The organism is Rossellomorea sp. KS-H15a, assembly GCF_024195245.1.
Taxonomy (GTDB): domain Bacteria; phylum Bacillota; class Bacilli; order Bacillales; family Bacillaceae_B; genus Rossellomorea; species Rossellomorea vietnamensis.
Genome location: NZ_CP096886.1, coordinates 3,067,248 through 3,092,362, shown reverse-complemented (window position 1 = coordinate 3,092,362; position 25,115 = coordinate 3,067,248). Strand labels below are relative to the sequence as shown.

Below are 25,115 nucleotides of genomic sequence, written 5' to 3'. Positions count from 1 at the left end.
TTGTTCTCTTTTATTGCGACTCCACATACAACAGTAATAAGGGATGTCCAATTTGGAATGGGTGGGTGGATGGTATGATAAGGGTGTTCAGTATAATCATCATTGGCAGTATTTTCGTAGGTATAGGCATCAATCTATTTTTTGTCCCCCATCATTTTCTTGATGGGGGCATGATCGGGATCGGTTTGATTGCCCACTACTGGCTTGGTGTGAAACCAGGTCTTACCATCATTCTCCTGAGTATCCCCCTTTATCTGCTTGCCTTCTTTAAAGATCGAATCCTTTTTTATAACAGTATTCACGGCCTGTGGTTATCCTCTTTAATGATCGATTACTTTTATCAATGGCATACGCTCGTACATCTTCCCCCATTATTGAGTGCTTTTTTTGGAGGAGCTTTTGTCGGAATCGGAGTCGGCCTCATGCTAAGGGGGAATTCTGCTACAGGTGGATCTGACTTATTGGCACAATTAATTGGAAAGAGTTTTGGATGGAATGTGGGTAAGCTGATCTTCGCCTTTGATAGCATCGTCCTCATGGCAGGATTCCCCATTATTGGAATGGGACCATTTTTATATTCTTTGTTAGCGGTAAGCACGGTGGGGTTTTTTACGACGATTTTGACGCATCATAAGGGGGAAGATGGATTTTCCTTTCGCTAACATGGAAAAGCTGATAGAATGAAGAAGTTATGAGCTTACGATTGCTCAGGGGAATGTTTCATGATATTCTAAACGAAAATTCACACAAGATACATAGCAACGAAAGTGGTGGAAGCTTTGGAACAAGATAAGACAGAACAGGCACAACAGGAAACCCAGTCAAGTTATATAAAAATGAAAAAATTCAAATTCGTCATGCTCTTATTTTTCCTTGTATTCCTAACGGCAGGAATTACAACATTTGCATTGGCGTTTGGAGATGAAAAAGCAGTTAACGTAGGGGTTACAGAACGCTCTGAATTTCAGAAGCTTTATGAAGCCTATGATAAGTTAAACCAGAACTATTACAAGGACCTGGATCAGGACAAACTTGTGAACGGTGCGATCAATGGGATGATCGATAGCGTCGGGGACCCCTATTCGGATTATATGAACGAAGAAGAGGCTAAGAAGTTCCAGGAAAGCATTTCTTCTTCGTTTGAAGGGATCGGAGCAGAAATTCAGGAGAAAGATGGTTACATATCCATCGTCTCTCCAATTAAAGGGTCCCCTGCAGAAAAAGCCGGCCTGCAGCCTAACGACATCATCACGAAGGTGGATGACAAAAGCATTCAGGGAATGTCTGTGACAGATGCCGTTCTTCTCATTCGTGGAGAAAAAGGCACAAAGGTAACGCTGACCATTCAACGGCCAGGTCAGGATAAACCGATGGAGGTAACCATCACCAGAGATGAGATCCCGATCGAAACGGTTTATGCTGAGATGAAAGATAATGGTGTAGCAGAAATCCAAATCACAAGTTTTTCAGAAAATACGTATAAAGAATTGACAGAAGCGTTAAATGAAATGAACGATAAAGGCATGAAGAAACTTGTTCTGGATCTTAGACAAAATCCGGGTGGATTACTTGATCAAGCTGTAAAGATCTCGAATCTGTTTGTACCTGAAGGTGAAGTCTTATTCCAGGTGAAAGACAGTAACGGTAAAGTGGAAAAGTATGTATCAGAATCAGGTCAGAAGGTAGAAGTCCCTACAGCCGTCCTGGTTGATGAAGGAAGTGCAAGTGCTGCAGAAATTCTTTCAGCAGCGGTAAGCGAATCCAATGATATACCTTTGGTTGGGACGAAGACATTCGGTAAGGGGACCGTCCAAACGGCCGAAACCTTCAAAGATGGCTCAAATATGAAGTTTACGACGGCTAAATGGCTGACGCCTAAAGGAAACTGGATTCATGAAAAAGGAATCAAGCCAGATGTCGAAGTGAAGATGCCTGATTATGCCCAGCTTCCTTATATCAACCCGGACAAGGAACTAAAGGAAGAAGATTTATCAGATTCTGTGAAAACAGCAGAGCAAATGCTCGAAGCTCTGGATTTAGATCCAGGGAAAGTAGACGGCTATTATGATGCAGATACAACGGCAGCCGTTAAGGAATTCCAAGGGGAGAACGACCTCGAAGTGACGGGCACACTGAACGGGGAAACCATCTTGAAGCTTATGACCGACCTAAGAGAAAAGCTGAAAGAAAACGACCCCCAACTGAAAAAAGCGATTGAAGTGTTAAACAAAGATCAATAAATCAGAGGTCTCAGGTGATATCACCTGGGATCTTTTTTTGTCCGGCAGCAGCGGCCGATTGCCGAATTGGTTTCTGAATCCTCGTATAGAATGTTCATTCCATACCAACAATGAAAGTATATATGAGGTGATTCAATGAAAAAGATAGTGTTAATCCTTTCAATCCTACTTTCTCTCTTTGTAGCGGTGAGCTGTTCTCCGATTTGGAAGGATGAAGGAGTGCCTGCTGTAGAAGAGGGGTCTACCCCGAAAAAAGTATTAAATACTTCCGATGGATCGGTTTTTCCTTTTACCCTTGATGAAAATAAGCAACCGGTAAACTTCCTCCTGATAGGTTCAGATCAGCGCGAAAATGAGCCTGCACGGGCTGACGTACTAATGGTTGCTCAATACAGGCCAGAGTCGTCGACTATTAAAATCGTTTCCATCATGAGGGATACATTCGTCGAGATTCCCGGTTATGAAAAGAGCAAGATCAATCACGCATATTCCTGGGGAGGGGAAGAATTATTAGCTGATACGATACAAAAAAACTTCGATCTGAACATACACCATACCATTAAGATTGATTTCAAAGAGTTCATCAGTATGATGGACCTTGTGTTTCCTGAAGGGGTACCGGTTACGGTGACAGAACCAATGATCGCTCACTGGAATTGGTCGAGAGAACCGGGTGAAAACGTACTGAAAGGAGAAGAAATCCTACAATATGTAAGGTTCAGGGGGGATAGTCAGAACGACTTTGGGAGAGTGGAAAGACAGCAGGAGATCATGTCATTGGCAGAAAAGAGCCTGATGGAAAAAATGGAGACGGGTGAAGGGATGAAGACTCTTGTATCTCTCATCAGAGAGGGATTGAAAAACGTGGAAACCTCCACTCCTATAAGTGAGATTCTGAAATATGGGATGTCTGTCATGCTTCATCCAATCGACAAAGTGGATACGATCAGGATACCGGTTGAAGGAAGCTTCACTGATCTTAAGGCTGCCCGTGCAGGACTGGTCCTCGATATGGATGAACAAAAGAATCGGGAAGCCATCATGGATTTTCTTGGTTCAAGTCACCATGAATGAAATTCAGAAGAATCAAGGTCCAGGAACGATTCAATTTTTTTCATTTTCCTTATGATCAATTCGTGCAGATAGTCTTTATATTTCTGATCTTCTGCCAGATCATGTTCCGTATGAAGGATTTTTAAGTGCTCAAGGTGTTCCTTCAATGTTTTTTCATCGCTGTCTGACCCTCCTGACTGCACTTTCCGGAGAATGACATCCACTAATTTGTCGTGAGTGGCTTCAATCGTCTTGGTTCCTTGCCTTGCATAAATTGCTCCATATCTCAATTCCCCCCTTGTGACAATGGAAGTGTAAGGAACGTACCTTGGATCATAATCGATGATAAGGACTTGGAATCGTTTAAGGCTCATCAATGGATGGGTGCTTTCAGGGAAAATGAAATCTTCGGTGCGATACCGCACATATTTAGGCAGCAGATGTTGGAGTTTATTATCAACATCTGCTTTATCGAGAAATTCTTCATCGGTCAGTCCTTTTAAATCGACTGATCCGTCATCAAATTGCATCACCCCGACGATGATACATCCACCTCCTGTATTGGAAATGGCAAGGATATGTTTTGCCATCTTGGTGAATTCGATCCAATCGGACTTGAAATCCACATAATCTGTTTCCCCTGTATTATGAAGTAACAGATCCTTCAATGTTTCATGAGAAGGATTCTTCAGGAAATCTCTAAGTTTAAGCGGAACAATCTTCTCATAATACATGAATCTTCCCACCTTTTACTGTTTCTTCAGGTATCAATACGACGGTACATAGCCTTATTACATTCTATGCGTAAAAAAAGTGGATAACGCTCTTTAAACGAATAATTCTTCCCTGCCTATTGTCATCCATCGGTGATGTCCGTTGTGTTCCTATTCACTTTCTAATAAAATGTGTATAGGGATCATTGGAAAGGAAGATTACATGAAAAAAGATGTCTATATATTATCGGGATTTCTTGGCAGTGGAAAAACGACTTTACTTAAACAATTGCTGAAGTCCTTAAAGGATCATGATAAAAAACCCGCGGTGCTGATGAATGAATTAGGAAGTGTATCCATCGATAGTGATGCGGTTGATGATGACACAGCATTGCGTGAACTTCTTGATGGCTGTATTTGCTGTACCATTTCAGAAAAATTGGAGTCCCAGCTCCAGGAACTTCTACTGAACGAAGACTTTGATGTACTGGTCATTGAAACAACGGGTGCTGCACACCCAGTTGAGGTGGTCGATTCCATCCTGTCCCCTCTGTTTGCCGATCGTTTTGAATTCAGGGGTATCCTCACGGTGGTGGATGGTCTTCAATGGCGGAACAGGGGCGACTTCAGTCCGGCTGTCTTACATTTGATGAGAGAACAAATCCGTCATGCACAGTTCATCATTGCGAATAAAATGGACTTGCTGACTGAAATGGAGCAAGGGACATTCTCGTATGAACTACAACAATTGAATCAAAATGCCAAGGTGTATTTAACGAATTACTCTCAAGTGTCCATGAAAGATATTCTGTCTTTAAAAGCACAACAAGAAACACATACGTATGATCGAGCTTCCATTGGGGAACATCTGACTCTCCAAGCGGTAGTTTATACGTTCAGCGGAAAAGTGAGTGGAGAAGCCTTTGAGGAATGGGTGAAAAGCCAGCCTGATTCCATATACAGGATGAAAGGATACGTCCCTTTGAAAGGCAGGAACTATCCAACGTTGTTTCAGTACTCATACGGGATGCCCCTCTTTATGCCCGGAGATATGAAATACCCTACCAACTTCGTCATAATCGGAGAAAATTTACATAAAGAAGAAATAGTACAGTCTTTACAGAAGATTGACCTGACGGAGTAATTCTTAAGGGGGTAGGGGAGTCCTTATATGGTTTTCTTAATGTTTTGTGTGGAACTCATATTATTTATTGCGGGGGTTTACGGCTTAAGTGTTCATGAAACCTCACTGCAGCTGTTCATCTTCTCCGGCATGATCGTGGTCAGTATCCTGTTGTTCATCTGGACGATCGTCTATTATCAGCGCAAAAATCATGGCAGGCAAAGAACGAATGACTGTTGGGATTGCGCCATTTATTCCCCTGACTGCCTGCCCTCGCCAAGAGGGAATAAATTCGACTGCGATTCACCGGACTGTGACTGTACACCGGACTGCAGCCCATAGGAGGGGAATAAAGTGAAAGAATGGTATACCCTCTCCTTTATGCCGTGTCACAGAATACCGGAACGTTCACTGATTGTGAAGGGGAAGCAATTCCCGGTATGCTTCAGATGCATGGGAATACTCATGGGAATACTTTTGGGGATCCCGATCATCTGGCTTGTGATTCCCTCCTCATCTTTTATCGCTCTTGTGATGGCTGGTGTGTTGACATTCCCCCTTTTAGCTGACGGGTTTACCCAGAAGTGGGGGTGGAGGAAGAGTACAAACATACTTCGATTGTTGACAGGTCTGTTGTGCGGAACGGGATTATCGATAGGGATCGTCCTTTTTTCCAAATGGGGAGTAGACATGATCATGACCATAACAAGATAAAACCATTGACAAGATCGAATAAAATGTATATTATTTAATAGTTAACTTAGTGAAGTATTTATTGAGTGTAAGAAAGGTCGATTTTTAGTGGGAAAAGAATTGTTCGAGCTAGAAGGACTGTTTAGGTCCGTGTTTAGAATGATGAAATCAGATATTCGAACCATCTTTGGAGAATTCATTTCAAATGGGGAGTTCCGGGTGCTTCAACTCATCAGGGAAAATGGTGCACTGAAATCCTCGGAAATTTCAAAGCGAATGGAAGTCTCCGCAAGTCACATTACGTCCATTACTGATACACTAGTTGAAAAAGGCTATATTACAAGACAACGATCCAATGAAGATCGTAGAGTCGTAGAGTTGGCGGTTACTCCTGAAGGAGTGGAAGTGCTGGCACAATGTGAAGAGAAGAAGTCGCACTATTTTCAGCAGTTATTCCAAACCTTTGAAAAAGAGGAGATCGAGCACCTGATCGAACTGTTCGAGAAACTGTTGAGTTCATCCGTTCGTAAGTCATAACGTGTTACAAGATAATGTCCTGTAAATGTCACTGTTCTGCTTCGGAAACAGAGGTGTTCAGCCATATATTTGACAGGAATGAAAAAAGGGTTGACCTTTAGATTGGTCATCCCTTCTATTATGCTCATTTACTTAAGTTGGTTAATTATTCATACTATAAATATTGAGGGAGACAGAGAATATGGAGCATTTAGAACATCGTAAAAAAGTACTGATCATGATTGCGATCATGTCAGCCATGTTATTTGCCGCATTGAATCAGACTATTGTGGGGACTGCATTGCCGAAGATCATTTCTGAAATCGGAGGCATGGATTATTATAGCTGGGTATTCACCATCTTCATGTTGACCAGCTCCGTAACCGCCATATTGGTCGGTAAATTATCCGATATGTATGGAAGGAAGCCTTTTATTCTACTTGGAATAGGAGTCTTTATGATTGGTTCGTTCTTAAACGGGCTTTCCGCTTCCATCATACAGTTAATCATTTTCCGGGGGATTCAAGGATTCGGGGCCGGAATGATCATGTCCACCGCCTTTACTGCTGTCGGGGACTTATTCTCTCCACGTGAAAGAGGGAAATGGCAGGGGCTGATGAGCAGTGTGTTTGGTTTAGCCAGTGTATTCGGTCCGACACTTGGGGGTTGGATCGTAGATAATGCCGATTGGCACTGGGTATTCTGGGTATTCCTTCCGGTAGGTTTCATTGCATTTGGGATGATTTATAAAATGTTCCCTTCCCAAGAACCAAATAGAGGCTTGAAAGTGGATTACCTGGGATCGATCATGCTGACTTTAACGATCATTCCGTTATTACTTGCCTTTACGTGGGGTGGAAACGATTATGAATGGGTTTCCCTTCAAATCATTGGACTACTGACCATCTCGGTTGTAGCACTGGTCCTATTCATCATAACGGAAAAAAGAGCAAGTAACCCTGTACTTCCACTGCAATTGTTTAAAAATAAGATCTTCACCCTTTCCAATATCATTGGATTCATACTCGGAGCCGGAATGTTCGGGGCCATTATGTATATGCCGTTCTTCATTCAAGGCGTAATGGGTACCTCTGCGACAAAGTCCGGACTTGTGATGATGCCTATGACATTGAGTATGGTATTTGCCAGTACGATCGGGGGACAAATCATTACAAAGACAGGGAAATATAAGTTTCTTGCACTGATTGGTTTGTTCGTCATGAGTACGGGTATGATCCTATTATCCTTTATGGATACGGATACGACCAACGCCAGAGCCCTGATGAATATCATTATAGTAGGAACGGGACTTGGACTGAGTTTTCCCGTCTTTACACTGACGGTTCAAAACGCAGTGCAGCATAAGTTCCTTGGTGTCGCTACGGCTGCTACGCAATTGTTCAGACAAATCGGAGGGACGATAGGGGTAGCCATCATGGGGACTGTGATGAATTCTTCCATGACGTCAAAGATGACAGAGAAAATGTCTGCAGTAAAAGACTCTCCATTACTGACAGATCCTGAAACGGCTGGCGTCATGAAGCAGCTTCAAGATCCACAGAACATCATGAACGGCGGGAAATTAAAAGAGCTTCAATCAACATTGCCACAAGAATTCCAAGGGATCTATGCATCCATTCTGGATGGTGTCAGAGAATCATTGAGTTATGCGTTAACGAATGTTTTCTTTATTGGAGCCATGGTTCTCCTCGTAGGATTTGTTTTAACCTTCTTTATGAAAGAGATCCCATTAAGGATGTCAAATAAAGATGTTCCAGAGGAAGAAAAGGAAACGAAGCTTAAAAAAGCTTCCAATCACTGATGACCATGAAATAAAAGAGGGTGACCATGTCTGCTGCAAGTAGCAGGCTTGGTTACCCTCTTTCTGATTATGACATTGTGCTTTCTCCAAATTTCTTAAAGGTCATTTCATCCTCCACCAGGCCGCAAGCCGCACATTGAACTTTTAACTGGGGACCGTTGTAAGCGAGGTGGAACGGCTCGAGTTGATTTTGCTCGTAATTCTGAACGACTTCTCCTGAAGCAGGATCAAGTTTCACACTCTGAGGTACTTGTTGTATAATATTAAATCGTGTTCGATTCGTTTTACAGCTGGGACAGCGATAGGGTGTAGTCATTGAGATCACCTTTCTTCGTTTTTTTTAGTATGGTTAAAGAATAAAGATTTTATGTAAAGGATGATTGAATATGTCAGTAGTATTCAACGATTTGCTGATATCATACAGACAAATATGGAAAAACCGCATGTTAGCAAACAATGACGTTTCACCGGAACAAGTATTGAAAGAAGCCATTAAACGTGAACTTGAAGATGCTAATAGTCACCCGAGGGTTCGTAAGTCTATTGAGGTTAAATATTATTTGGCCACTAAAAGAATTACTGAATCCGACTTGTCAAACGATGATAAAGTCCGTTTAATTCATCTACATATCGAAATGGCCGCACAATTAATGAAAGACAGGAATCTCTAATCAGGATTGATCATCATGAAAGTAAATACGAGCAGTTCGCTTTTCAACTATACCTGCTCAGGTATATAATGAGAGGAGTTTAATGAAAAGGGTGATACCAGTATGCCTCTACTAACCATATTATTAGTCAGTATACTCTCATATATGATCTATTATCGATATGTTCCCGTACGAACCAAACAATGGAATTCCCTTGATGTGACGACAGAACATGTCGTAGTGGATGTAAGGGATTATCAGGACTCGTCCAAAGGAGATTGCGAAGAGGTCATAGCCTTGCCTTGCGGATACATTCGAAGATATGCAAGTGATATTCCAGAAGGGCCTGTCATTGTGATGGGGAGCAATTTCGTCGAGTGTAATGTGGGCGTGAGACAATTAAAACGGCTAGGCTTCGACGTGAAGGGATACCTGCTCATCGGTTCTGACAAAAAATGCAATGAATACCTTTCTCTGGGATGAAATCCTTCCTGATTTGAAATGTTCCTGTAATATCCGTTACATTGAGTGAGCTCTTAAAAACCTGTCAAGAATAGGATACCGGTAATAATTAGTTGCAGCATCCAATTCATTCAGCTGTTGGAAATGTAAGTAAATCATTTAAAACATGCTTTTCTCCCTACTAGAATCAGTGGTTACTATCTTACTATAAGGAAATTGTCTTTCAAAATAGAACAATTGATTACTAGTTACCAAGTTCTCCCGTAAATGTAACAAAAACAGGGTGGTATGATGAATGTGCAGCAAAGAAAAACACATTCACTAAGGAGGAATTCATTTTTATGAATAAGAAAATGATGGTTTCAGCAGCAACAGCATTAACATTATTAGCAACTCCATTCGCAGCAGGTAAAGCTGATGCTGCAGCACCGTGCCCGGCACAAGATAAGGTCGCTCAAAAAGTGAACGCCTTTAAATATAATGGTAATCAAGAAGATCTAAACAAATATGTTCAAGATGTTCTATCAAAATACCAAATCAACGGCCAAAATATAAATGTACAAGAATTACTGAATGGACAGGCTCCAAAAGCAGAGGCTGCGGCACCTGCTCCGGCTAAGGAAGCACCAAAAGCAGAAGCACCTGCACCGGCAGAAGCACCAAAAGCAGAAGCACCTGCACCTAAGTCAGAAGCACCAGCTCCAGCTCCGGCTTCAAATGAGCAAAAACAACAATCAGAGCAAGCAAGTGAACAATCTGGTCAATTAAGCCAGTTTGAACAAAAAGTAGTGGAATTAACTAACCAGGAACGTGCAAAACAAGGTCTTCCAGCTCTTAAAGTAGATGCAGAATTAAGCAAGGTAGCACGTGAGAAGTCTCGTGATATGCAAGCGAACAACTACTTCTCTCACACAAGCCCTACGTATGGTTCACCATTCGACATGATGAAGCAGTTTGGTATCGAGTACAGCTCTGCAGGTGAAAACATCGCTATGGGTCAACAGACTCCTGAAGAAGTAGTACAGGCATGGATGAATAGTGAAGGTCACCGTAAAAACATCATGAGTTCAAACTACACTCACATTGGTGTGGGATATGTAGAGAACGGTAACTACTGGACTCAACAGTTCATCGGTAAGTAATTTCAGGAACGAAAAGCAGTCTCTCTTTGGAGAGGCTGCTTTTTTTAGTTTTCCGTAATCAAATGATGCTATACGCCTCTTTTTTCATACCATGTTGAACGAGTTATGTAAGAGCTTAGATTTGCATTTCATGATAATCATTCTTACTATTGAAATATAACGAGTACGTGGAGTGAGCTTGATGAAAGAAGTTAAAGTTGTCCTGATAACGGGCGGATCAAAGGGAATCGGAAGAAAGACCGTGGAGGAATTCTCTAAACAAGGTTACACGGTCATCCTGAATTATAGAAGCGATGATTCTTTTGTAGAAGGGTTGGTTGATGAATTAACCGAAACCTACTCCAATTCCATCATCCCGGTCAAGGGGGACATTTCCGTGCCGGAAGAATGTGAACGGATGGCATCCGAAATCTGGAATAAGGTGGAGAGCGTCGACATCTTAATTCACAATGCCGGACCCTATGTTAAAGAACGAAAGTCTTTTGCCGAATATTCCCCAGAGGAATGGAATTATATTGTGAATGGGAATTTAAATAGTGTATTTTACTTATCCAGGTTATTGATTCCAAAGATGCGTGAAAAGCAATGGGGAAGAATCATCACATTTGGATATGACAGGGTCGAATCAGCACCGGGCTGGATTTATCGTTCTGCCTTCGCTGCGGCGAAAGCGGGACTCGCTTCCTTCACAAAAACGATTTCAATCGAAGAAGCAGAAAACGGCATAACGGCAAATATGGTCTGCCCTGGTGATATAGTAGGTGATTGGAAAGAAGGCGAAATCAGCAAGGCCAAAGAACAATATGATCCACATACACCGATTGGCCGACCCGGAACAGGGGAGGATTTGGCGAGGATCATTTCGTTCCTGTGTCAGGAAGAATCCGATTTCATTACCGGTTCCATCATTCCCGTTACAGGTGGTAAGGATGTTCTAGGAAAGGTATTTCATCAATAAAGAGCAACGGCAAATGAATTCCGTTGCTCTTTCAGTCACTATTCTAATGACTATATTGTTTTCTATATTTCTTTTGTATAAATAGGAGCCGACCCGACAATGTGATGGCGCCTGCCGTTAAGCCGGATGTAAGCCCAAGCCAGTAGCCGTATGGACCAAAAGTAGTGTAGTTAGCAAGGATATAACCCAATGGAAGGCCAATCACCCAATACGATACAAGAGCCATGATGAAGGTGATATTGACATCCTTATATCCTCTAAGGGCACCTTGCACAGGGGCTTGTATCGCGTCTGAAAGCTGGAAGAAAACGGCATACAATAAGAAGTGAGCCGTTAATTCTAATACATACGCATCGTCCGAGTACAGATAGGCGATTTCAGAACGGAAGACGAGTAATATGATTCCATATATGACCGCTAACAGCAATGCAAAGCTGACGCCCATCCAGCTGTAAACCTTTGCATCCCGAAGCCTCTTGGCACCGACCTCAAAGCCTACGACGATGGTCAAGGCCATGGAAATGCTCAGAGGGATCATATAGAGGAAGGATGCAAAATTGATCGCTGCCTGGTGAGCAGCAATGACCACTGTATCGTAATTGCTCATCAACAAAGTAACAGCTGAAAAAATACTTACTTCGAAGAAAATGGATAAACCAATCGGTACCCCGATCACAAAGATTTCTTTCCACTTAGCAAGGTCAGGCTTATGGATGGTACGGAAGATCGTATATTGACTAAAAGGCCCTTTTGTATGGACGACCCAGAAGGCGATGAGTGTAATGAGCCAATAGGTGATGGCAGAGGCAACACCTGCACCCACCCCTCCAAGTGCAGGGAGTCCCAACTTACCAAAAATAAGAAGATAATTGAACACGACATTTATCGGCAGGGACATGAGAGTAATGAACATAGTCACCCTCGTCATCCCAAGGGCGTCGATGAATGATCTTAATACATTATAGATGAATAAGGGAATCATTCCGAACGAGAGGGCAATGAGATACTCCTTCGCCACCATACGGACTTCAGGTTCTATATTCATACCATTTAATATCGGATTGAGGGCGAGTCCCCCAGTCACCATGACGATAAGGGATAAAGCGATGGCAGCATACACACCTTGTAACACGGTATGGGGAACTTCTTTTTTATTGCCACGTCCATTCAATTGGGCGACGATGGGCGTCACGGCCAAAAGGATCCCGCTTAATCCTGTGAAGACGGGTACCCAAAGGGAAGAGCCGATGGCGACACCTGCCAGATCAATGGGAGAGTATTTCCCTGACATGATCGTGTCGAAGAAATTCATGGCAAACATCCCGAGCTGCGTGACTAGGATGGGGATGAGTATGATGGATAGTTGTTTGATCTTATCTTTCATTGTATGAGTTTCTCTCATTGAACGTACTCCTCCTGAATGGCTTCAGATACAGCATGGTGATTTCACTATCATACTGTACCATATTTTCCTGTGGATAGAGAGTGAAATATACTTAACAAACGAGTACTCATGATGAATGAGGAAAAACACCCTATGGGAGGAAAGAATGACTAAACATTGGCAGGACTGGATTTGGATAGTGTTTATTATATGGTATGGGGTGGGGATCATCCTGGTTTCTCTCGACTTGCTGCCTCCGTCCATGCATTGGGCAAATGCCATCTTTTTATATTTAGCAGGGGTATTGGCCATTCTTTATGCCATGAAGAGGCTCGGGACCCGGCCCGGACTGATCATTTCTTTAGGCATCATGCTGCTTACGATTATCGCCGAGAGTTTAGGTGTCCATTACGGTCTTATATTCGGGTCCTATCATTATGAAAGGGATTTTGGGTTTCAATTATTCGGAGTGCCAGTGACAATCGGCTTCGCCTGGGTCATGGTGGTGTTCACCAGCATGTCACATTATGAGTTCCTCTTGCACAGGGAGAAGACTGTCAGAGGAGCGTTAGTCTATAGTACAGTGACCTCTCTGTTAGCGGTGACAATGGATTTGATCATCGACCCCGTTGCCTTTAAAGGCAGGGAATACTGGATATGGGATCAAGGGGGAGCATATTATGATATCCCTGCACAAAACTTCCTTGGATGGTTTTTTGTTTCATTTTTCATCCAATGCTTCCTGTATGTATGGATGGAGCGTGAAGGATTCACTACCAAATGGAGCGGCCGGATGAGGAAGCTATACCTCCTTGTGATCTTGATGTTTATGGTGACGGCTATGGTGGAAGGGCTATGGATTGCGGTTCTTGTCACTTCGTCATTTTACACGGCATCTCTTATTCTAAGAACACGATTGGAGAAGGTAGCATGATTGAACCGAAAAAAAGTAAGAGATTTCAACAACTGCTGTCGGGCTATCTTACTTACCAGCTCAAGAAGCATTTTTATCGAGTGTGGATCGAAGACCAGCGAGATTCGCTTCAACAGGGTTCAGGTCACCTGGTACTTGCCAATCATTCAAGCTGGTGGGATGGATTAATGGTCTTTTACTTAAATCATCATGTCATAAAAGAAGACAGCTTCGCGATGATGAGTCAGAAAGGAATGGAGGATTTCCCCTTCTTTCGGAAAATCGGCGCATTCTCTGTCAATCCCCATTCTCCGAAAGACCTCATCACTTCTTTGAAATTCGCTGAGAAGTGTTTACAAGAGAAGAAAACGGTTTGGATCTTTCCTCAAGGGAAGGAAGAGCATCTTGAAAAGAGACCCTTATCCTTTATGAGTGGACCGGGTTATTTGTACGAACGGAATGCGGAGATCATGGTCACGATGGTGACATTTTATTATACCTTTCGTCATGATCAAAGACCCGAGTTGTTCATCCGGATTGGCCGGGATGACTTGGATACAAGTCAGCTTTCAACACGGGAAGAGGTGACAGGGCACTTAAGAATGGGTATGGAAACGAGGCTTGATGGCTTGAAGAAGGATATCATTCATGAAAACATATCCTCATTTGAATTGTTGCTTAAAGGATTTCCGACTAATAGTGAGTGGTTGAGTTTTTGGAAGGGAAGAAAGTAGGGGTGGAAAGAACATGATGTATTATATACTGATCATCTTCCTATTTGTACTGGCCACGATGATCAATCTGCTCTTTTTACCAAAGCTATCCCGTAAGTTGACTGTAAATGACTTGGTTTCTGTACTGGTACCAATGAGGAACGAGGAAAGGAATGTAGAAGGGCTGATCGAAAGCATCAAACGAATCACCCATTCCCCCGTGGAATTTATCATATTGGATGATGGGTCGACGGATCGTACAAGAGAGCTCCTGACACGCTTAACGAAAGACGATCCCCGTTTTAGGATCATCGATGGAAAGCACCTCCCAAAAGGATGGGTGGGAAAGGTCCATGCCTGCGACGAGCTAAGTCGGCATGCCTCAGGTTTGTATTATCTTTATCTGGACGCCGATGTGAGGGTTTCTCCATCCATCATCGAGAAAGTACTATTCCAAATGGAACAATATGATTCGGGGCTTGTAACGGGATTTCCCCATTTTCCCTTACCGACCTTCCTTAGTAAAATGCTCGTACCGTTTCAGCACTTTCTCGTCTATTTTCATCTTCCCCTCGCTGTGGCAAATCATACGACCAGAAGTGCATTCACGGCAGCTCATGGAGCATTTATGTTTTTCAAAAGGGAAGCGTACAATGATTGCGGTGGACATGAGGCTGTTAAGTCGTCCCTTCTGGAGGATGTCCACCTCTCAAGGAAAGTAAAGGAAAACGGGTGGAGGGTGACACTTGTCAATAATAGCTTTGACGTGACCTGTCATATGTATGAAACGAATAAGGAAGTATGGGAAGGATTTTTGAAGAATATCTATGTAGGCACGGGAAGAAGTCCAATATCAGTTATTCTTCTTTCCCTGTTTTATTCCATTTTCTTCATCCTTCCTCTGCCTTTAGCTCTTTACGGGTTGATGTCGGGTGAGTTCGTGTACGTTCTTCCCCTGTTGGGAATATGGGTGCAAACATTCATGATCGATATAGCCTCCAATCAATCAAAGTGGCATTTTCTTTTGATTCCTTTCGCTTCCGTCTTCTTTATCTTCATCATGTGGGCGTCTATGCTGAGAGGAATGAAAAATCAGGGATACACGTGGAAAGGAAGGACCTATTCATGAAGAATATCATCATCATTGGCGGGGGATTAGGGGGATTGTCAGCAGCGATATCCCTCCAAAGTAGAGGATATCATGTTACGGTCGTAGATCAGAACCAGCACCCGGGAGGGAAAATGATGCGCGTTGAAATCGACGGCTACTCCTTTGATTTCGGTCCGAACACGATTACGATGCCACATGTCTTTCAATCAGTGATCAATGATGCTGGAGGGGACTCCTCCCGTTATTTTGAGTTTGAAAGACTTGTAAAACATACGAAAAACGTTTTTCCGGATGGAAGGATCCTTTATCAATCAGCCGACCCCGAAGAAATGATGAACGAACTTAAAGGCATCGATCCCTATGGGGCAAATCGATATTCAGAGTATTTAAAAGAGGTAGAAAAACTTTATACATTGGCTGAGAAAGGATTTTTTTACCGGGTATTTGGTTCTTGGAGGGATTATCTGTCACCAAGTCTTTCCTATAGCTTTATGAAGGTCCGTCCCTTTGAGAAAATGGATCATTTTCATAGAAGGTTCTTTCAGGATGAAGAAGTGTTGAAGGTGTTCAATCGGTATGCGACGTATATTGGCTCATCACCTTATGAGTGCCCTGCCACCTTTTCATTGATCGGTCATCTTGAGATGAAAGATGGGGTGTATTATACAAAGGGTGGAAACCCAAGGATTGCGGAAGGGTTTAGTTCTTTCTTCCAGGAACTCGGGGGGAGGATACGTCTCGGAGTCCGAATGAAAGAGATTGTGGTGAAGGGGAAAAGGGCAATAGGTGTGACAACAGAAGATGGAGAATTTCTTCCTGCTGACGACGTGATCGTAAATGGGGATTTTATCACGGCTACGAAAGAATTGATAGAGGAGGAGGATCGACCGAGTCATCCTGACGGGAAGCTTGATTCCTATGAACCGTCGATTTCGGCTTTCGTGATATTAGCGGGTCTCAGAACCTTCCAGGAATCCATTCATCATCATCAGGTTTATTTCACAGGGGATTATCATAAGGAATTCACAGAAATATTCTCAGAAAAGAAGCTTCCGAGTGATCCCACGATTTATATCAGCCATTCAGCAGCGACAGATCCAAGCGTCACAAAGGGAAGTAATTTATTCATCCTTGTCAATGCACCGGCCATCGAATTGACAGATGAAGAAGTTCAGTCGTATAAAGAGAAGATTTATCATACATTAGAAGAAAAGGGACTGGCCATAAAGGAATCTCTGGAAGTGGAGAAGATCTACACACCGGACACCATAAAACATAAATTCTCTGCCTATAAAGGATCTCTTTACGGCCTGGCCTCTCACCGTATGACCGAAGCATTTCTTCGTCCTTCCAATGTCAGCAAGGATATCCATCACCTTTTCTACACGGGTGGAACGACACATCCCGGAGGCGGATCCCCGATGGTGACGATAAGTGGAAGAAATGTAGCCAATTATATTATAAAAAGGGATGGGGGCCATACATCCCTGTCATTCTCGTGAAAGAGTCCCTTCATTCGTTGCGAAAAGGGTCTCTTTTCTTTTTGTCAAACTTTCGTAGTTCTATCCCGCTTCTATTTTTGGTAAAGTGTATAATGGTTAGAGAGAAAGAAATTAGAATATGAGTTAGGAGTTTATACATATGAAGAAACGTATATTATTTACGGGCGGAGGATCTGCGGGCCACGTCACGGTTAATACAGCACTCATTCCACACTTTGAAAAAGAAGGTTGGGACATAACGTATATAGGTTCGGAAGATGGGATTGAAAAGGAAATCATCACTGAACAATTTCCCCATATCCCATACAAAAGCATTTCCAGCGGCAAGCTGAGAAGATATTTTTCCTGGAAAAACTTTTCAGATCCGTTTCGAGTGATGAAAGGCGTGTTTGACGCATTATCCGTCATCAGGAAAACGAAGCCGGACATCATCTTTTCCAAAGGGGGGTTCGTATCCGTCCCGGTCGTGATGGCCGCAAAGATGGCGAAAGTTCCTGTAGCGATCCATGAGTCCGATGTGACCCCGGGACTTGCCAATAAATTAGCCGTCCCATTCGCAACTAAAATTTTCACCACCTTCCCGGAAACGGTTCAATCCCTTCCGAGTGAAAAATCTTTATGCGCAGGAGCCATCATCCGCGAGGAATTATTCACGGGTGATGCCCGTGAAGGGAAGAGACTAACCGGTTATTATGAGGATAAACCCGTCCTGATGATCATGGGAGGAAGTCTTGGAGCGAGAAAAATTAACGAAGCGGTAAGAGGGAATCTGGAGGAGCTGTTGACTGCCTTTCAAATCATTCATATATGTGGGAAAGGCAATGTGGATGAAAGCCTCGTACAAAAAGGGTATCGTCAATACGAATTCATCAAGGGTGAACTGCCTCATTACCTGGCGATGACAGATTTCGTGATTTCCCGTGCCGGTTCAAATTCAATCTTTGAATTTCTGGCATTAAAGAAACCGATGTTATTGATCCCCCTCTCCAGGGAAGCGAGCCGTGGGGATCAAATCCTCAATGCCAACAGTTTCGTGAAACACGGTTATGCGATAAAGCTGGAAGAAGAAGAACTGGACGAAAAGAGCTTCTTGGACCGTGTTAATGAGCTTAAGTCAAATCGCGACACAATGATCCGTAATATGGAAAAAGGTGAAAAAGCCTACACCATCCAGGATATGTATGAGGTGCTTTCCTCTATGTCCAGATAAAGAGTCATTGTACTCCCCCTCAAGCATATAGTATACAAATGGTTGAAGGGGAGAAGTGGAATGGCGTATCAATATTCAAAAGGATGGTACCTTCAAGAGCTTAAAAAGATGGGAATCAATCATCACCCATTAGAAAAAAGAAAATTGGAGAACTATAAAACATTCGTGGTAAGAAACCTGTACTTCGAAAAAATAGCTAAACAGAAATAAAAAATAGGGGCTGACTGTTTTGGTGCTGATCCTAAAGAGTAAGATCAGGCATCCATACTGTCGGCTTTTTTTGTACATATTCAATTTTTGAGAGGTGACAGAGCCTAGGAGGAGCGGCAATCAACCACCACTCGCTTCATCAAAAGCAAATATTCATGAGATTTTCATTTAATTTTCATGTTTGAGGGTTATAGTAATCGTATAATTCTTAATGATAATAGGAGAACGTAAATGGAATCCAAATCAAAAATCAGCCGTCCATCATTTTTATCGAAATTCATCCCGAATCCTAAGGAACGAAAAAATGTCATTTTTTATTTGGCATTAAGCATTTGTTTAACGGCTGCAGGAATCCTCCTCATTTCTGCTTACAGGGAAGTCCTTATGGGAATGAATGAGGAATCCTATAAGGAATTTCTCAAACAATTCGGGTCCACAGCAAGAATTATTTACTTTGTCGTCCTCAGTATCTTTCCGGTATTCCTGTTAATGAAATGGAAAGGCTTGAAAGGGGTAAAGTGGAAGGGTGTAGAAATAAAACGCCTTGTCCAGTTTGTAGGAAAGCTGTTGAGGAAATGGCACGTTCCCTTAGCACTATTGGCATCGGCAGGTGTGGTGGTACACGGAATTCTGGCCATCATCAGAGATTTCGATTGGGACTTCACCAATATTACGGGGATCCTTTCGAGCATCGCGCTCTTCTTCCTTATAAGCATGGGTTTTAAGCGCTTCAAAAGGAAGGACCGAGCATGGCATTTAAAACTTGCCATCACCTTTACCGTATTCTTTATGATTCATGCCTCTTTTTAATCCGACCCAACAAAAAAGGTTATCACAAAGGGTAAATACCTTTATGATAACCTTTTTCTGTTTTTAAGCTTCGAGCGCCTGCTCTTCTTCAGGCGACTGCTGAAGCTGATATAAATAGAGGGTGTACAAATCTTTAGGGATCTCATACAGATCATACACATCATCCTGAGCATTTAATTGGTCATAGAGAGATTTCCTTGATTCATTTGCCTTTACGACATAAGGAAGCTTTTCTGCGGCCTTTTGTGAACGGGTATTCACCTTTCTGATTCTCATAAAGATGGTTTCCATTCCCAGCTCAAAAAATAACTCGGAAAAGAATGCATCCTTCGCCGGCTGGTTATACCCTTTGCCATGAAACGGCTTCCCGAGCCATGTACCAAGGAATCCTGCATTTTCCTGGATATCGAATAAATTAATCGTTCCGATAGGGTTGCCCCACTCGTCCAAAATCGTGCGGGAAATAAGTTCTCCCCGCTCTTCTGCTTCAATGGTTTGTTTTGTCAGGAAAAGAAGCTCCTCATAGGAATACGCCTTTTGACGCACAAAAGGGAAGACATCCGGGTGCACCATCAGGTCATAAAGTTCATGACACTCATGTAAATCACGTTTCTTGATCATAGTAGACCCTCCTTGAGGGCAGTCTACTCGCGTACGATCCCACCCTCGAAATTTTTAAATGGTAACTAAAAAATTTCGGGGTGGGAATCGAACCCACTAAGACCAGTCAAGAAACTGGTGGCGCACCTTTTGCCTTCCCTTCATTACAGTCGCTAAAATATATGAATAGATCGCTTTGTAATCGGAAATAAATTATCCATCTGTATCATATACGAAATATCTTAAAAAGGAAATAGGTAAAATGCTGATTTTTGAAGAAAATTTTTAACAAATTTCTACACGTTTTGATAAGCGATTTCCCCGTTGACGAAAGTCAACATAGGCTTTGCCATAAAGTGAAATGGGTGGTGGCTCCACAGGACCAGATCGGCATCTTTATTTACTTCAATACTGCCGACCCGGTCAGATACACCAAGGTTTCTGGCAGGAGCGATGGTGATTCCTTCCAATGCCTTCTGTTCCTCCAATCCTTCACGCACGGCAATCGCCGCACACATGTTCAGATACTGGATGGGTGTATAAGGGTGATCGGTCGTAACCGACACTTCGACACCTGCTTCCGTCAATTTCTGATAGGTGATCCAGCTCTTATTTTTAAGCTCTACCTTCGAGCGTCTTGTGAACGTCGGACCGACAGAAACCTTTAAGTTTTTTCCTTTCAGCTCATCCGATATGAGGTGGCCCTCCGTGCAATGTTCTATCCGGAGGTCAAGGCTGAATTCTTCAGCGAAACGCACTGCGGATAAAATATCATCTGCCCTGTGAGCGTGGATCCGAACAGGAATTTCCCGCTTTAAAGCGGAAACGAGAGGAGCGACTCTCAGTTCCTCTGGCTGGTCACAATATTTAGCAGAGAAAAAGGCTTCCCTGAGCATCCCCATGATCCCCATCCTTGTAATGGAATCATTGTTTCCATTGCTATGGATCCGTTTCGGATTTTCCCCTAAAGCGATCTTCAATCCGGAGGTTTCTTTGATTAGCATGGATCTGATGTTAGAACCATGTGTTTTGATTACCGCTGTGGTACCTCCGATCACATTCGCGCTTCCGGGCATGACATTCACGGTGGTGACGCCGTATGTAAGGGCGTCTTTAAAGCCAGGGTCCAATGGGTATACCCCGTCGAAGGCCCTGATATGAGGGGTCATCGGTTCGATCGTTTCATTGGCGTCGTTACCCGCCCAGCCTGTACCTTCATCATAGAGTCCCAGATGAGTGTGGCAATCAATGAATCCGGGAAAAAGGGATTTCCCCTGACAATCGTACACGGAAGCGTGGTGGAATCCCTCCACGTCATGGGGGAATATTTGTTTGATTTTTCCGTCTTTTATGAGTAAAGCTCCATTATGAATAGGCTTGGATGTAATGGGATAAATGGTTACGTTTCTTAAAAGTATGGAATTCATCGTTTTTCCTTTCATGAGGCTTGTTTCCTTATTATTTTAAACAATTTTGCGTAAAAAAAGAAGTTAATCCATCCTTTTATTTCTTCTATATGAATAAATTAGATAGAAAAGGGTTGAAATGACAGCTATTAAACTGAGGGGTTTAATATAGCGCGTCCCGATGACTTCAATATGCTCCCAGTGTGTACCGAGCTCCATCCCGATAATCATGAACAACAATGTCCAGGGCAGCATGGCTGCAAAAGTGTACAAAGTGAATGTAGAGAAGGGCATGCGGCTTATTCCGGCGGGTATACTGATGGCATGCCGGACGATCGGTATGAAACGTGCCGTGAAAATGACGATCGTCCCGTGCTTCTCAAACCACTTCTCTGCAGCAAGAATATGCTTTGAATGAATAAACAGATATTTTCCGTATTTTTCAAAAAACGGTCTGCCTCCATAGTACCCCAGCCAATAAAGAAATAACTGAGCCATGGTCCCACCGACGACCCCGCTGATGAAGGCCCCGATAAACGTGAGTTTGCCGGCGGTTACCATGAAGCCTGCATAGCTCAGGACAAGCTCGCTGGGGATGACTTCTATCATAAGTGCGAGAGAGATTCCCGCATATCCCAAATCGGTTAAGAATGTAAGGATGTGTAAAATCCATTCATGGTTCATATTTTTCCTCCTACATGAATCCTGAGTATTGAAGAATGAGAATCAAGAGTCCTAAAGCCCAAACGTAATAGGAGAATATTTTCAGAGAGTGCTTTTTTAAGAAATTCACCATGGTCATAATGGCGAAATAGCCGAAGACTGCAGCGCTGACTGTTCCGATGGCTAAACTTGAAAAGGGGATCGATTCTACTTGGCCACCGATCATTGCTTTTCCCTGTAGCACGATACCTCCCAGAATGGCAGGGGTAGAAAGGAGAAAGGAGAAATAGGCTGCAGTCTCTCTGTCCAATTTCCTGAATAATCCTGCTGCTATCGTTAAGCCGGACCTTGAAAGGGCGGGGAAAATGGCTGCCGCTTGGAAGCTCCCGATCACCAAAGCATCTGTATACGAAAGATCATCCAGCTTCTTATATCCGTTCTTCACCCCGTCAGCGACATACATAATGCACCCTGTCACAAGAAACTCCCAACCGATGGTAGACCCTGTCTTTGATATGGCGTCAAAATAGTCTTCGAACATAAATCCGATAATCACTGCAGGGATGGTCCCGATGATGAGAATCCAGGATAATTTACTGAATGGGTGCTTCAACATGTATAAAAGTTCCTTCTGATAAACGACCAGGACGGCAATCAAGGTACCGATATGAAGCATCGTATCCAGGAATAGCCCGGCTTCTTCCAGTCCGAAAGCAAGCCTCCCGAGATAAAGATGCCCGGTGCTTGAGATGGGAAGAAACTCTGTTAACCCTTGTATAACGCCGAGGATAAATGCCTCGATTTTGTTCATATTCACCACTGCCTTTCTTCAAATACTCTAAGGACAAACTCCTCTTCTAAACGTATATTCCGATTCGTCACATTTCATGAGGGTTGTCATGAAGAAACAAAAAAAGACCACATAAAGAAAATCTTCAAAAATAGGTGAAACTTTATGAAAGAAAGGACGTAAATATAGAGGAGGATACAATTAACGTGTCTTTCTAACAGGGTTTAGACAAGGAGGAATTGACATGCCGGCAAAAGATGAAAGAATGATGGCAGCTCTTATCTATATATCAAGCTTTTTTACCGTATTCATCGGTCCACTGATCATTTGGCTCATTAAAAAGGACGAATCGGAGTTCGTGGACTTTCATGGGAAAGAATACTTGAACTTTCTCATTTCGTATGCCGTTTACGGATTTGTAAGCAGCATTCTCATGGTGGTATTAATCGGGTTTGTGCTAGCTCCCATCGTAGGGCTGATGGCCCTGATCTTCACCATCCTGGGTGCGGTAAAGGCATATGAAGGTGACTATTACAAAATCCCTACTGTCTTTCGATTATTGAAATAAACAAAGAAAGAGGCTGGGAAATATGTAAATCCATTTCCATTAAAGACGATCAGTCAAAAAAGTAGTAAGGATTACTTGTTACGCCGCTATTGATTTCTGTGCAAGACTTCGCTTTCCTCGGGCGGAAGGCAAGCCTCCTCGTCGCTGTCGCTCCTGCGGGGTCTTACCTATTCCGCTTTTCCCGTAGGAGTCTTCGTCTTGCACTCCAATCAATAGCTAGATCCTGCTATATCCACTGAATACGACTTAGCAATAATAATAAAAGTCGCGTTTTCACCAAGGTAGTTATCCATATTCAGAATATTGTTTCCCATTGATTGATCATCAGTGGTGTGTCTTAGAATGGGTCATTCACAATATGTAAGAATGAATATTTGTATTATTAACAGGATTCTGTCACTGAATCTAATAGAGTAAGAGTTCATCTATGTAATGTTGGCCACTAGATAGTAATAGAAAAACACTTATACTTGGAAAGTTGATTGGAGCGGAAGGTGCTCGACTCCTGCGGGAAACGCTGGACAGGTGAGACCCCGCAGGGCAAAAGCCCGAGGAGGCTCACCGCCAGCCCCGCGGAAAGCGAGCACCTGTAGCGGAAATCAACCACTACTTACTACATCAAAATCAACCCAAAATCAACAATATATACGTACACAGCTTAATGATAAATCCGAACGATTTCGATTTTTAAGGAAAATTTCGAATGTCGTTCGGATTTTCTTTTACTAAAACACTTTTGTCCAAGCCTCTTTTTCTTTTTATTAAACAGAACGAGGAATGAAGAGTTGACAAAACGTTCATTAACTTTATAATTTTATAAAACTATCATCTCTATAAAGGAGAATGCATCCCTATGACGAGGATTGATAATAAAGTAAGACTGCTGAAGCTAATGAGTATTTTAAAAGACGAAACGGACGAGGATCATGAGCTGAACCTGGATGACATCATTCTTCGCTTTAAACAGGCATATGGACCGGAATTGAAACTTAACAAGAATTCCTTAAAGGATGATCTGGATCATCTCATCCTCCATGGGTTCGATGTGACCATCAATCAGGAAAAGGATGGGCTTCCTAAATATTACAGCCACCAATATCGATTGTTCGAGTTATACGAACTCCGGATGCTCATCGATGCAGTGGTATCTGCCAAATTCATTTCGAAGAAGGAAACGAGGCAGCTGACAGGGAAGATCAAGCAGCTGACAAGCCATCAACAAGGAAAGAAGTTACATAATGAAATCCAGATCGATTCCTCCATCAAAAGTGAGAGCCCTTTTATTCGACGCACCATCCATGATATCCATGAGGCGATTGCAGAAAGGAGGGTGATCACCTTTCAATATGGTCGGTATGATGTCAACAAACAGTTTAACCTGAGTCATGAGGGCCGGCTATATAAGGTGAGACCGTATGCTCTTGCATGGGCGAATGATTTTTATTATCTTATTGCCTACTATTTTGAAGCGGACGAAATACGTCATTACCGGGTCGATCGATTGCGTAATGTTGAAGTGCTTTCAGAAACTTACCCATATGAAGGCTTCGATGTATCCAAGTACGTTCAGTCAACCTTTCAGATGTTTGCCGGAGATGAAGAGTGGATCAAGATTAAGTTTCATAACAACCTGATCAATGTGATGATTGATAAGTTCGGAAAAAATGTTAATATCCAAAGGCACGGCGAAGACCATTTTATTCTGTCAACCAAAGCCCGGGTAAGCACCGGTCTCGTAAACTGGATCCTCACATTTGGAAGTCAGGCTCAAGTGATCTCTCCGCCTTCCCTCATCGAAACCGTCAAAACAGAAGTCAATAAACTGTATACTTTATATCAAGATAACTAACCAGAGGCAGGGAC

The 25,115-nt window shown here is 42.8% G+C and carries 28 protein-coding genes; 21 read left to right on the top strand and 7 right to left on the bottom strand.

Annotation, left to right across the window (positions count from 1 at the left end):
* Window positions 1-74 precede the first annotated feature (74 nt).
* From M1J35_RS15755 to M1J35_RS15745, 3 genes are all read left to right on the top strand, one after another.
* A complete protein-coding gene (locus tag M1J35_RS15755) occupies window positions 75-662 on the top strand; it encodes a YitT family protein (RefSeq protein ID WP_224519709.1) in 588 nt (195 codons plus the stop codon).
* Window positions 663-779: 117 nt separating this feature from the next.
* The gene (locus M1J35_RS15750) at window positions 780-2,240 is read left to right on the top strand and encodes a lmo1851 family serine protease (protein WP_254651701.1); all 1,461 of its coding nucleotides are present in this window, start codon (window positions 780-782) and stop codon (window positions 2,238-2,240) included.
* A gap of 135 nt (window positions 2,241-2,375) precedes the next feature.
* Entirely contained in the window at window positions 2,376-3,314 is a 939-nt protein-coding gene (locus M1J35_RS15745; RefSeq protein WP_254651700.1) for an LCP family protein, read from the top strand.
* Here M1J35_RS15745 and M1J35_RS15740 read toward each other — a convergent pair.
* Complete coding sequence (locus M1J35_RS15740) at window positions 3,302-4,027, bottom strand: AlbA family DNA-binding domain-containing protein (RefSeq protein WP_079531946.1); 726 nt, start codon at window positions 4,025-4,027, stop codon at window positions 3,302-3,304. The genes M1J35_RS15745 and M1J35_RS15740 overlap by 13 nt on opposite strands.
* Before the next feature lie 202 nt (window positions 4,028-4,229).
* Here M1J35_RS15740 and M1J35_RS15735 point away from each other — a divergent pair, with 202 nt between their 5' ends.
* The 5 genes from M1J35_RS15735 to M1J35_RS15715 all read left to right on the top strand — a co-directional run bounded on the left by M1J35_RS15735 (window position 4,230) and on the right by M1J35_RS15715 (window position 8,160).
* Window positions 4,230-5,150 (top strand): CobW family GTP-binding protein, encoded by a 921-nt coding sequence (locus M1J35_RS15735; RefSeq protein WP_224519712.1) that lies wholly within the window; start codon window positions 4,230-4,232, stop codon window positions 5,148-5,150.
* A 27-nt stretch (window positions 5,151-5,177) separates the two neighbouring features.
* On the top strand, window positions 5,178-5,471 hold the full coding sequence (locus M1J35_RS15730) for a hypothetical protein (protein WP_229592525.1): 294 nt from the start codon (window positions 5,178-5,180) through the stop codon (window positions 5,469-5,471).
* A gap of 12 nt (window positions 5,472-5,483) precedes the next feature.
* The gene (locus M1J35_RS15725; protein ID WP_229592527.1) at window positions 5,484-5,843 is read left to right on the top strand and encodes a DUF2085 domain-containing protein; all 360 of its coding nucleotides are present in this window, start codon (window positions 5,484-5,486) and stop codon (window positions 5,841-5,843) included.
* A 138-nt stretch (window positions 5,844-5,981) separates the two neighbouring features.
* Window positions 5,982-6,359 carry a MarR family winged helix-turn-helix transcriptional regulator gene (locus M1J35_RS15720; protein WP_051758245.1) on the top strand — a complete coding sequence of 126 codons (378 nt, stop codon included), beginning with the start codon at window positions 5,982-5,984 and terminating at the stop codon, window positions 6,357-6,359.
* 181 nt (window positions 6,360-6,540) lie between these two features.
* Entirely contained in the window at window positions 6,541-8,160 is a 1,620-nt protein-coding gene (locus M1J35_RS15715) for an MDR family MFS transporter (protein WP_061810783.1), read from the top strand.
* A gap of 67 nt (window positions 8,161-8,227) precedes the next feature.
* Here the strand turns inward: M1J35_RS15715 and M1J35_RS15710 are convergent, their stop codons facing one another.
* On the bottom strand, window positions 8,228-8,476 hold the full coding sequence (locus M1J35_RS15710) for a DNA alkylation repair protein (protein ID WP_224519717.1): 249 nt from the start codon (window positions 8,474-8,476) through the stop codon (window positions 8,228-8,230).
* Window positions 8,477-8,546: 70 nt separating this feature from the next.
* On the opposite strand from M1J35_RS15710, the gene M1J35_RS15705 reads away from it, so the two are divergent.
* From M1J35_RS15705 to M1J35_RS15690, 4 genes are all read left to right on the top strand, one after another.
* Window positions 8,547-8,831, top strand: a complete 285-nt coding sequence (locus M1J35_RS15705) for a hypothetical protein (RefSeq protein WP_034758656.1) — start codon at window positions 8,547-8,549, stop codon at window positions 8,829-8,831.
* 102 nt (window positions 8,832-8,933) lie between these two features.
* Complete coding sequence (locus M1J35_RS15700; RefSeq protein WP_254651699.1) at window positions 8,934-9,293, top strand: hypothetical protein; 360 nt, start codon at window positions 8,934-8,936, stop codon at window positions 9,291-9,293.
* Between the two features lie 320 nt (window positions 9,294-9,613).
* On the top strand, window positions 9,614-10,414 hold the full coding sequence (locus M1J35_RS15695) for a CAP domain-containing protein (protein ID WP_254651698.1): 801 nt from the start codon (window positions 9,614-9,616) through the stop codon (window positions 10,412-10,414).
* Window positions 10,415-10,595: 181 nt separating this feature from the next.
* Window positions 10,596-11,372 (top strand): SDR family oxidoreductase, encoded by a 777-nt coding sequence (locus M1J35_RS15690; protein ID WP_254651697.1) that lies wholly within the window; start codon window positions 10,596-10,598, stop codon window positions 11,370-11,372.
* Between the two features lie 43 nt (window positions 11,373-11,415).
* Here the strand turns inward: M1J35_RS15690 and M1J35_RS15685 are convergent, their stop codons facing one another.
* The gene (locus tag M1J35_RS15685; RefSeq protein ID WP_079531938.1) at window positions 11,416-12,774 is read right to left on the bottom strand and encodes an MATE family efflux transporter; all 1,359 of its coding nucleotides are present in this window, start codon (window positions 12,772-12,774) and stop codon (window positions 11,416-11,418) included.
* A 148-nt stretch (window positions 12,775-12,922) separates the two neighbouring features.
* On the opposite strand from M1J35_RS15685, the gene M1J35_RS15680 reads away from it, so the two are divergent.
* The 7 genes from M1J35_RS15680 (at window position 12,923) to M1J35_RS15650 (ending at window position 19,225) form a co-directional block, all read left to right on the top strand.
* Window positions 12,923-13,690, top strand: a complete 768-nt coding sequence (locus M1J35_RS15680; protein WP_254651696.1) for a carotenoid biosynthesis protein — start codon at window positions 12,923-12,925, stop codon at window positions 13,688-13,690.
* A complete protein-coding gene (locus M1J35_RS15675; protein ID WP_254651695.1) occupies window positions 13,687-14,403 on the top strand; it encodes a lysophospholipid acyltransferase family protein in 717 nt (238 codons plus the stop codon). The genes M1J35_RS15680 and M1J35_RS15675 overlap by 4 nt, the downstream gene beginning before the upstream one ends.
* A gap of 13 nt (window positions 14,404-14,416) precedes the next feature.
* On the top strand, window positions 14,417-15,511 hold the full coding sequence (locus M1J35_RS15670; RefSeq protein ID WP_254651694.1) for a glycosyltransferase family 2 protein: 1,095 nt from the start codon (window positions 14,417-14,419) through the stop codon (window positions 15,509-15,511).
* Complete coding sequence (locus M1J35_RS15665; protein WP_254651693.1) at window positions 15,508-16,995, top strand: phytoene desaturase family protein; 1,488 nt, start codon at window positions 15,508-15,510, stop codon at window positions 16,993-16,995. Before M1J35_RS15670 ends, M1J35_RS15665 begins: the two co-directional genes overlap by 4 nt.
* Before the next feature lie 139 nt (window positions 16,996-17,134).
* Window positions 17,135-18,205 (top strand): undecaprenyldiphospho-muramoylpentapeptide beta-N-acetylglucosaminyltransferase, encoded by a 1,071-nt coding sequence (locus tag M1J35_RS15660; protein WP_224519728.1) that lies wholly within the window; start codon window positions 17,135-17,137, stop codon window positions 18,203-18,205.
* Window positions 18,206-18,265: 60 nt separating this feature from the next.
* On the top strand, window positions 18,266-18,415 hold the full coding sequence (locus M1J35_RS15655; RefSeq protein WP_079531931.1) for a YflJ family protein: 150 nt from the start codon (window positions 18,266-18,268) through the stop codon (window positions 18,413-18,415).
* Window positions 18,416-18,646: 231 nt separating this feature from the next.
* Complete coding sequence (locus M1J35_RS15650; protein ID WP_254651692.1) at window positions 18,647-19,225, top strand: hypothetical protein; 579 nt, start codon at window positions 18,647-18,649, stop codon at window positions 19,223-19,225.
* A 63-nt stretch (window positions 19,226-19,288) separates the two neighbouring features.
* On the opposite strand, the gene M1J35_RS15645 is transcribed toward M1J35_RS15650, so the two are convergent.
* The 4 genes from M1J35_RS15645 to M1J35_RS15630 form a co-directional block, all read right to left on the bottom strand.
* The gene (locus M1J35_RS15645) at window positions 19,289-19,846 is read right to left on the bottom strand and encodes a GNAT family N-acetyltransferase (protein ID WP_254651691.1); all 558 of its coding nucleotides are present in this window, start codon (window positions 19,844-19,846) and stop codon (window positions 19,289-19,291) included.
* A gap of 275 nt (window positions 19,847-20,121) precedes the next feature.
* Window positions 20,122-21,252, bottom strand: coding sequence for an amidohydrolase (locus tag M1J35_RS15640; RefSeq protein WP_254653779.1), 1,131 nt, complete (start codon window positions 21,250-21,252; stop codon window positions 20,122-20,124).
* A gap of 63 nt (window positions 21,253-21,315) precedes the next feature.
* The gene (locus tag M1J35_RS15635) at window positions 21,316-21,915 is read right to left on the bottom strand and encodes an undecaprenyl phosphate transporter UptA (protein ID WP_254651690.1); all 600 of its coding nucleotides are present in this window, start codon (window positions 21,913-21,915) and stop codon (window positions 21,316-21,318) included.
* 10 nt (window positions 21,916-21,925) lie between these two features.
* Window positions 21,926-22,705, bottom strand: a complete 780-nt coding sequence (locus M1J35_RS15630; RefSeq protein ID WP_254653778.1) for an undecaprenyl-diphosphate phosphatase — start codon at window positions 22,703-22,705, stop codon at window positions 21,926-21,928.
* Window positions 22,706-22,928: 223 nt separating this feature from the next.
* On the opposite strand from M1J35_RS15630, the gene M1J35_RS15625 reads away from it, so the two are divergent.
* Both M1J35_RS15625 and M1J35_RS15620 read left to right on the top strand, forming a co-directional pair.
* Window positions 22,929-23,252, top strand: coding sequence for a DUF4870 domain-containing protein (locus M1J35_RS15625; protein WP_254651689.1), 324 nt, complete (start codon window positions 22,929-22,931; stop codon window positions 23,250-23,252).
* 853 nt (window positions 23,253-24,105) lie between these two features.
* On the top strand, window positions 24,106-25,101 hold the full coding sequence (locus tag M1J35_RS15620; RefSeq protein WP_254651688.1) for a helix-turn-helix transcriptional regulator: 996 nt from the start codon (window positions 24,106-24,108) through the stop codon (window positions 25,099-25,101).
* Window positions 25,102-25,115 lie beyond the last annotated feature (14 nt).

Bases quoted from the DNA above. Each gene is read 5' to 3' on its own strand.
- M1J35_RS15755 (WP_224519709.1), top strand. From the start codon at position 75: ATGATAAGGGTGTTCAGTATAATCATCATTGGCAGTATTTTCGTAGGT.
- M1J35_RS15745 (WP_254651700.1), top strand. From the start codon at position 2,376: ATGAAAAAGATAGTGTTAATCCTTTCAATCCTACTTTCTCTCTTTGTA.
- M1J35_RS15740 (WP_079531946.1), bottom strand. From the start codon at position 4,027: ATGTATTATGAGAAGATTGTTCCGCTTAAACTTAGAGATTTCCTGAAG.
- M1J35_RS15735 (WP_224519712.1), top strand. From the start codon at position 4,230: ATGAAAAAAGATGTCTATATATTATCGGGATTTCTTGGCAGTGGAAAA.
- M1J35_RS15730 (WP_229592525.1), top strand. From the start codon at position 5,178: ATGGTTTTCTTAATGTTTTGTGTGGAACTCATATTATTTATTGCGGGG.
- M1J35_RS15720 (WP_051758245.1), top strand. From the start codon at position 5,982: ATGATGAAATCAGATATTCGAACCATCTTTGGAGAATTCATTTCAAAT.
- M1J35_RS15715 (WP_061810783.1), top strand. From the start codon at position 6,541: ATGGAGCATTTAGAACATCGTAAAAAAGTACTGATCATGATTGCGATC.
- M1J35_RS15710 (WP_224519717.1), bottom strand. From the start codon at position 8,476: ATGACTACACCCTATCGCTGTCCCAGCTGTAAAACGAATCGAACACGA.
- M1J35_RS15705 (WP_034758656.1), top strand. From the start codon at position 8,547: ATGTCAGTAGTATTCAACGATTTGCTGATATCATACAGACAAATATGG.
- M1J35_RS15700 (WP_254651699.1), top strand. From the start codon at position 8,934: ATGCCTCTACTAACCATATTATTAGTCAGTATACTCTCATATATGATC.
- M1J35_RS15695 (WP_254651698.1), top strand. From the start codon at position 9,614: ATGAATAAGAAAATGATGGTTTCAGCAGCAACAGCATTAACATTATTA.
- M1J35_RS15690 (WP_254651697.1), top strand. From the start codon at position 10,596: ATGAAAGAAGTTAAAGTTGTCCTGATAACGGGCGGATCAAAGGGAATC.
- M1J35_RS15685 (WP_079531938.1), bottom strand. From the start codon at position 12,774: ATGAGAGAAACTCATACAATGAAAGATAAGATCAAACAACTATCCATC.
- M1J35_RS15680 (WP_254651696.1), top strand. From the start codon at position 12,923: ATGACTAAACATTGGCAGGACTGGATTTGGATAGTGTTTATTATATGG.
- M1J35_RS15675 (WP_254651695.1), top strand. From the start codon at position 13,687: ATGATTGAACCGAAAAAAAGTAAGAGATTTCAACAACTGCTGTCGGGC.
- M1J35_RS15670 (WP_254651694.1), top strand. From the start codon at position 14,417: ATGATGTATTATATACTGATCATCTTCCTATTTGTACTGGCCACGATG.
- M1J35_RS15665 (WP_254651693.1), top strand. From the start codon at position 15,508: ATGAAGAATATCATCATCATTGGCGGGGGATTAGGGGGATTGTCAGCA.
- M1J35_RS15660 (WP_224519728.1), top strand. From the start codon at position 17,135: ATGAAGAAACGTATATTATTTACGGGCGGAGGATCTGCGGGCCACGTC.
- M1J35_RS15655 (WP_079531931.1), top strand. From the start codon at position 18,266: ATGGCGTATCAATATTCAAAAGGATGGTACCTTCAAGAGCTTAAAAAG.
- M1J35_RS15650 (WP_254651692.1), top strand. From the start codon at position 18,647: ATGGAATCCAAATCAAAAATCAGCCGTCCATCATTTTTATCGAAATTC.
- M1J35_RS15645 (WP_254651691.1), bottom strand. From the start codon at position 19,846: ATGATCAAGAAACGTGATTTACATGAGTGTCATGAACTTTATGACCTG.
- M1J35_RS15640 (WP_254653779.1), bottom strand. From the start codon at position 21,252: ATGAATTCCATACTTTTAAGAAACGTAACCATTTATCCCATTACATCC.
- M1J35_RS15635 (WP_254651690.1), bottom strand. From the start codon at position 21,915: ATGAACCATGAATGGATTTTACACATCCTTACATTCTTAACCGATTTG.
- M1J35_RS15630 (WP_254653778.1), bottom strand. From the start codon at position 22,705: ATGAACAAAATCGAGGCATTTATCCTCGGCGTTATACAAGGGTTAACA.
- M1J35_RS15625 (WP_254651689.1), top strand. From the start codon at position 22,929: ATGCCGGCAAAAGATGAAAGAATGATGGCAGCTCTTATCTATATATCA.
- M1J35_RS15620 (WP_254651688.1), top strand. From the start codon at position 24,106: ATGACGAGGATTGATAATAAAGTAAGACTGCTGAAGCTAATGAGTATT.